Genomic DNA, 734 nt, shown 5'->3' on the forward strand with positions numbered 1-734 from the left:
TGGATGTAAGCTGATTCCTGAGACAACTTTTAAGAGAGGGTATAATGAATAAATCATCTCTCAAAAGGAAGGAATTTTTACATGCCAACTCGTTACGACAAAGAATTCAAACAAAACATTATCAACCTATATAAGCAAGGCGAATCAGCTGCCCAACTGGCCAGAGAATATGGCATTGGCTATTCAACAGTTCATAAGTGGATCCAGGGCCAGGCCAAAACTCAATCCGGTAAATCGCCAGACGAAATCAAAGCGATGGAAAAGCGACTGGCTTCGCTGTCTGAGGAGAACGAAATCCTAAAAAAAGCCCTGGGCTTCCTTGCGCAGAAGTAACCAATATCTTTGATTACATTAACCAAGAAAGCCATCACCACCAGGTAACCAAGATGTGCCGAATCCTCGGTGTTTCCAGAGCTCAGTATTATCGTTATCGATCCCCCAAACCTTCAAAACGCCGGGCCGAAGATGCGGGCTTGAAACAACGGATTCTGCGGATCTTTGCGGAATTTAAGCAGCGATACGGTGTTATGAAGATCCACCATGAATTGAATCTGGAACTTCAACCACTGCAGCTTCGGTGCAGTCCACGACGAATTTCCCGGCTCATGAAGGAACTGGATATCCACTCCGTTACCGTCAATAAGTGGAAAGCGGCTTCGGCTTCCAAAACCAAGGTTGAACAGCGTCCCAACTTGCTTAAGCAGGATTTCTCGACCACTGGTTTAAATCAAAAA

Annotated in this window: 2 protein-coding genes; both read left to right on the forward strand. The window is 45.1% G+C overall.

The window, feature by feature from the left end; all coding sequences use genetic code 11:
* Positions 1-81: 81 nt before the first annotated feature.
* Positions 82-333 carry an IS3 family transposase gene (locus tag AC27FN_RS09880; RefSeq protein WP_002816285.1) on the forward strand — a complete coding sequence of 84 codons (252 nt, stop codon included), beginning with the start codon at positions 82-84 and terminating at the stop codon, positions 331-333.
* A gap of 53 nt (positions 334-386) precedes the next feature.
* The coding region (locus AC27FN_RS09885; RefSeq protein ID WP_423769601.1) for an IS3 family transposase at positions 387-734 on the forward strand (348 nt) is incomplete at its 3' end.

This window comes from Furfurilactobacillus sp. W61-4, assembly GCF_057545565.1.